The organism is Streptomyces sp. NPDC050703, from assembly GCF_040654435.1.
Classification (GTDB): domain Bacteria; phylum Actinomycetota; class Actinomycetes; order Streptomycetales; family Streptomycetaceae; genus Streptomyces.
This window is the reverse complement of record NZ_JBFAHX010000089.1, coordinates 1-6,026: the sequence shown is the minus strand read 5'-3', so window position 1 is coordinate 6,026 and position 6,026 is coordinate 1. Positions and strand designations below refer to the sequence as shown.

Sequence of the window (6,026 nt, the reverse complement as noted above, 5' to 3'; positions counted from 1 at the left end):
CCACCGGCGCCGCCGTCGCGTTCCAGACATCCCTCACCAGGTCACGTACCGAAGGGCCCGCCACATCGATCCGGCCCACCGGCACCGACGGATCGCCCACCATCTGCTCAAGGACCCGGGTCAGGCACTGTCCGAGGCCGGTGACCGTTGGCTGGTCCAGGAGGTCGGGGCGGTACGAGAAGCGGACGTGGAGGCGGTCCGCCATGAGGACGCCGAGGGTCAGGGGGTAGTTGGTGGCCTGGCGCCCCGGGGAGACGGTGAAGGTGGCGGTGCCCGGGGCGGTCGGCCTCGCGGGCGGGGCGGGGTAGTTCTCGTAGACCACGAGCGTGTCGAAGACCGCGCCGGGGCCCGCCGCCTTCTGGATCTGCGAGAGCCCCATGTGCTGGTGGGGCAGCAGGCGGGACTGGTGTGCCTGGAGTTCCGCAAGGAGGTCACCGAGCGGCTGCCCGCCGTCCAGGCGCACCCGTACGGGCAGGGTGTTGATGAGCAGGCCGACCATGGACTCCACGCCGGGCAGTTCCGCGGGGCGGCCCGCCACGGTCGCCCCGAACACCACGTCCGTGCGTCCGGTGAGGTGGGCGAGGACCAGGGCCCACGCGCCCTGGACGAGGGTGTTGGCCGTCAGGCCGCGCACCCTGGCCGCCTCCGCCAGCGCCCGGGTGGTCGCCTCTGGCAGGCGTACCGTCAGCTCGTCCGGCAGCACCGGTGTGCCGCCGGGGTCCGCGGGGGCGATCAGGGTCGGCTCGTCGGCCCCCGCCAGTTCCTCGCGCCAGGCCGCCCGCGCCGCCTCCTTGTCCTGCCGGCCGAGCCACACCAGGTAGTCCCGGTAGGGCGCCGTCCGCTTGAGCACCGAGGCGTCGCCTGCCGCCTCGTACACCTGGGAGAGCTCGTCGATGAGGACCGGCATCGACCAGCCGTCCATCAGGAGGTGGTGCGAGGTCACGACGAGGCGGTGCCGGTGTTCGCCGAGCCGGATGAGGAGCAGCCGGAGCAGCGGTGGGGTCGTCAGGTCGAGGCGTTCGGCCTGCTCTCGCGCGGCCAGGTCGTCGGCACGGGCCGAGCGCTCGGGTTCGGCGAGCCCCGACAGGTCGGCCTGGCGCCAGGGCGGGGTGACCTTGCGGGTGATGAGCTGGACCGCCTCGCCCGACTTCCTGCGGTGGAAGCTGGCCCGCAGCGCCGCGTGCCGGTCGAGGAGCGCCCCCCACGACCTGCGGAGCCGGTGCGTGTTCAGGGGGCCTTCGATGGTCAGCAGGAACTGCACGGCGTAGACGTCGGGGCCGCGGTCGTCGAAGTCGGCGTGGAAGAGCAGGCCCTCCTGCAGCGGGGACAGGGGCCAGACGCCGGCCAGGGCGGAGCCGTGGGCCGGGGTGCCGGCCGCCGGCCGGGTCGCACCGTCGGCGGCAGTCGGAGTCTTCACCGGGACAGGCCCTCCTCTAGCTCGGCTGCTATCGCTTCGAACTGGTCGACCTCGTCCTGTTCGAGGTCGAGGAGATGGAAGTCGGAAGGGGTGTGGCCGCCGGCCGCGGGTTCCTCGGTGTGTGCGGCGAGGCCGTCGAGCATGCGCACCCAGGTCCGGCCGACGCGCTCCACTTCCGCGTCGTCCAGGAGCTGTCGCGGCCGGTTCAGGGTGACGGTGAGTTCGGGGCCCTCCGGGGTGTCCCGGACGACCGCGAGCCCTTCCACCACGTGCATCGCGGGCAGGTCGGGGTCGGTGGAGCCACCGACCGCGTCGGCCCCGGCCGGCTGCCAGTCGGCGACGGCGCCCGCCGCTCCCGCGTCGAACCGGCCGAGGTAGTTGAAGCCGATCTGCGCGGCCGGCGCGGCCGCGAGGACCGGGGCCGTGGCGGGGTTGAGCCGGCGGAGCAGCTGGTGGCCGAGGCCGTCGCCGGGCACCGCCCGGACCTGCTCCTTGACCGCCTTCATCAACGTACCCGCCGCCGGGCCGCCGGCCATAGCGTCGTCCAGGTCGACACCGGCCACCGCCAGGCGGACGGGGTGGGCGTCGGTGAACCAGCCGACGGTACGGGACAGGTCGGCGCCCTCCAGCGGCTCGCGGCCGTGGCCCTCGACCTCCACGAGGAGCCCGTCGGCGGTGTGCGGGCGCCAGTGTGCGACCGCGCCCGCGAGGGTGGCGAGCAGCACCTCGCGCACGCCGCAGTGGAAGGCCGCCGGAGTGCGGCCCACCAGGGTGGCCGCCTGCTCGGGCCGCAGCGTCCACGAGCGCCGGCGCAGGGTCCGCGCGGTGTCCACCGCCGGGTTCAGCGCGCGCCTGCCCAGCGGGGGCCGGTGCTCACCGAGCAGGGAGAGCCAGTCGTCGAGCTCCGCCACCCGTTGTTCCGTGCGCGCCTGGTCGGCGAGCAGGTGGGCCCAGCGCCGGAACGACGTGCCCACGGGGTCGAGCCGCGGTGTCCTTCCGGCTGTGACGGCCTCACAGGCGGCCCTGAGGTCCGGGAGCAGAATCCGCCAGGAGACGCCGTCGACGACGAGGTGGTGCAGGACGAGCACGATCCGGCCGGTGCGTGCGGGTCCCGCGTCGACCCAGACCGCCCGGGCCATGACGCCGGACCCGGGGTCCAGGTGTTCCGCCGCGTCGCGGGCCGCCCGCCCCGCGATGCCGTCGAGGTCGTCGTCGGCGGCGGTGACCGCGTCCACGCGCGCCACCCGGTTCGCGGCGTGCGCGGGGCCGCGCTCGTCGACGATCAGCCCGGGTTCGCCGGGGACGGTGCGTGCCCTCAGCATGTCGTGGGTGTCGAGCAGGGCGCCGAGTCCGGCCGCGAGGACGTCCGTGCCGAGCCCCGCCGGGGCGCCCACGGTCATCCACTGGGCGAAGCGGCGGCCCGTGGCGCGCTCGCCGAACGCCCGCATGACCGGCGTCCACGGCAGCTCTCCCACGCCGATGTCGGCGTGGGCGCGCTCCTGTTCCGTTCCGGCCGCCTCCACCACGGCCGCGAGGCGTTCGGGGGTCTTCTCCTCGAACACGTGCCGGGGCGTCATGACGAGGCCCGCCCGGCGTGCCCGCGACACCAGTTGCATGGAGCTGATCGAGTCGCCGCCCAGCTCGAAGAAGCCGTCGTCGGCGCCGACCCGGTCGAGCCGCAGCATCTCCGCGAAGAGGTCGCACAGGATGCGCTCGGTCTCCGTGCGCGGCGCACGGCCGGACACACGCTCGGCGAAGTCGGGCGCGGGCAGCGCGGCCCTGTCGAGTTTGCCGTTGGCGGTCAGCGGCAGCGCGTCCAGGACGACGACCGCCGTCGGCACCATGTGCTCGGGCAGCACGCCGGCGGCGTACGCGCGCACCGTCCGCCCGTCGACGGCCCGGGGGTCGGCGGCCGCGTAGCCGATGAGGCGGCGCCGGCCCGGGGTGTCCTCGCGGACCGTGACGACGGCCTCGCGCACTCCGGGGCAAGCCGCGAGCGCGGCCTCGATCTCGCCGGGTTCGATCCGGTGTCCCCGCACCTTGACCTGGGCGTCGGCGCGGCCCGCGAAGACGAGTTCGCCCTCGCTGGTCCAGCGCACCACGTCCCCGGTGCGGTACATCCGCTCCCCCGCTCCGAACGGGCTCGCGACGAACCGCTCCGCGGAGAGCCCTGACCGCCCCAGGTATCCGCGCGCGAGCCCGGCGCCGGTGACGTACAGCTCGCCCGGCACCCCCACCGGCACCGGCCGCAGGGCCGGGTCGAGGGCGAAGACGCGGGTGTTGGCGATGGGGCCGCCGATCGGGGCCGTGCCGTCGCGGTCGTGCCGTACGGCGCTCACCGTGGAGATGATCGTCGCCTCGGTGACGCCGTACTGGATGTACACGGCGCGGCCCCGCTGCCAGCGGCGGCGCGCGTCGGGCGGCATGGGTTCGCCGCCGACGATCAGCAGCCGCAGTTCGGGCAGGTCGTCGGCGTCCAGCTGGAGCAGGTAGGTCGGGGTGGTCGCCAGGTGGGTGACGCGCCGTGCGCGCATGAGGCGGCTCAGCTCGTAGCCCGAGGCGTCCAGCTTCGGGGGTGCGAGGACGAGCCGCGCGCCCGCGCACAGCGTCGGCCAGATGTCGGCCATGGAGACGTCGAAGCTGGGCGAGACGAGTTGCAGGACGCGGCTGTCCCCGTCGAGGCGGTAGCGCAGGAGGTTGTCCTCCACGACGTTGCGCAGCCCGTGGTGGGAGACCGCGACGCCCTTCGGGGTGCCCGTGGAACCCGAGGTGTAGATCACGTAGGCGGCGTTGTCCCCCGTCAGGGGTGCCAGGCGCTCCGAGAGGCCCAGCGGGTCGGCCGCGTACGAGGCCACGTCGCGGGCGACCACCGGGTCGTCCACGACCACGACGCGGCGCGTGCGAGGGCCTGTGCGGCCGGCCGGGCTCGCCGGCTCCGGCAGCCCTCCCGCCGGCGTCGCGGTCTCCGTCGGCACCGCGTCCCGTGTCGCGGTCGTGCAGAGCACCACCGCCGGATCGGAGTCCGCCAGGAGGTGGGCCACCCGGTCCGCCGGGTACTCCGGGTCGACGGGTACGAAGACCCCGCCGGCCATCGCGACGGCGACGAGTGATACCACCAGCGCCACGGACCGCTCGGCCACGACCGCCACCCTGCACTCCGGGCCGACGCCCGCGCGCACCAGGTACCGGGCGAGCCGCGCCGCGTCGGCCGCCAGCTCTCCGTACGTCAGGGCGTGCTCGCCGCGCTCGCCCGCCTCGACGGCGACGGCGGCGGGCGCCCACGCGGCCCGCTCCTCGAAGAGTTCGACGACCGAGCTGGGTGACACGGGCAGGTCGGAGTCGTTCCAGTGCTCCACCACCTGCGCGCGCTCGTCGGCGGTCAGCACGTCCACGTCGCCGAGGCGGATGTCCGGGTCGGCGGCGACCTGGTCGAGGACGTGCGTCAGGCGCTGGGCCAGGGCGCGGACCGTGTCGGCGTCGAAGAGGTCGGTGGCGTACAGGATCTCGCCGTCGAGTCCGGCGGGGGCGCCGCGCGCGTCGCGGCGTTCGACCATGGACACCGCGAGGTCGAACCGGGCCGCGAGCCGGGGCGGCAGCGGTTCGGTGCCCACCTGTACGCCGGGCAGGTCCCAGGCGGCCTCGGGCACGTTCTGGAGGGCCAGCATCACCTGGAACAGCGGGGTGCGGGACAGCGATCGGGAGGGATTCAGCTCCTCCACCAGCCGCTCGAAGGGCACGTCCTGATGCGCGTACGCCGCCAGGTCCGTCGCCCGCACCCGCTCCAGCAACTCCGCGAACGTCGGATCACCACTGAGGTCGGTCCGCAGGACCAGGGTGTTCACGAAGAAGCCCGCCAGCTCCTCCAACGCCGCCTCACCCCGCCCGGCCACCGGCGTACCCAACGGAACATCCTCGCCCGCGCCCATCTTCGCCAGCAGCACCCCCACCGCGGCATGCACCACCATGAACATCGTCGCCCGGCCACGCCCCGCCAGCTCCACCAACCGCGCATGCGTCCCCGCACCCGCGGCCACCGGAACCAACCGCCCCTCGAAACTCGGCACAGCCGGCCGCGCCCGGTCCACCGGCAGCGCGATCTCCTGCGGCAACTCCGCCAACGCCGCCCGCCAATACGCCAGCTGACGACTGCTCACACTGCCGGGGTCCTCCAGCTCACCCAGCACCTCACGCTGCCACAACGCGTAATCCGCGTACTGCACCGCCAACGGACCCCACCCCGGCGCACGCCCCTCACACCGCGCCGCGTACGCCACCTCAAGATCCCGCGCCAACACCCCCATCGACCAACCATCGACCGCCACGTGATGCGCCACCACCGACAGCACGAACCGCTCCGCACCCACCTCCAACAACCGGGCACGCCACGGCAGATCAACCCGCAGATCGAAGCCCACGGCCAGCAGTTCCACCAGGGTTTCCGGGACCAGGGCCTCGTCGGTCCGTGTGACCGGCAGTGGTGGCCGGCCCGCCGTGCCGTGCAGGACGTGCTGGTAGGGGACGCCGTCGCGGTCCGGGAACACCGTCCGCAGACTCTCGTGCCGGTCCGCCACATCACCCAGCGCCGCCTCCAGCGCGGCCACGTCCAACG

General features: G+C 74.4%; 2 protein-coding genes. Both read right to left on the bottom strand.

All coding sequences use genetic code 11. From position 1 onward, the window contains the following. A partial coding sequence (locus AB0I16_RS35620) for a condensation domain-containing protein (RefSeq protein WP_363253833.1) occupies positions 1–1,417 on the bottom strand: 1,417 nt, incomplete at its 3' end. Beyond that, positions 1,414–6,026, bottom strand: a 4,613-nt coding sequence (locus tag AB0I16_RS35615; protein ID WP_363253832.1) for an amino acid adenylation domain-containing protein, incomplete at its 5' end; no start/stop codon positions are given. The genes AB0I16_RS35620 and AB0I16_RS35615, both read right to left, overlap by 4 nt.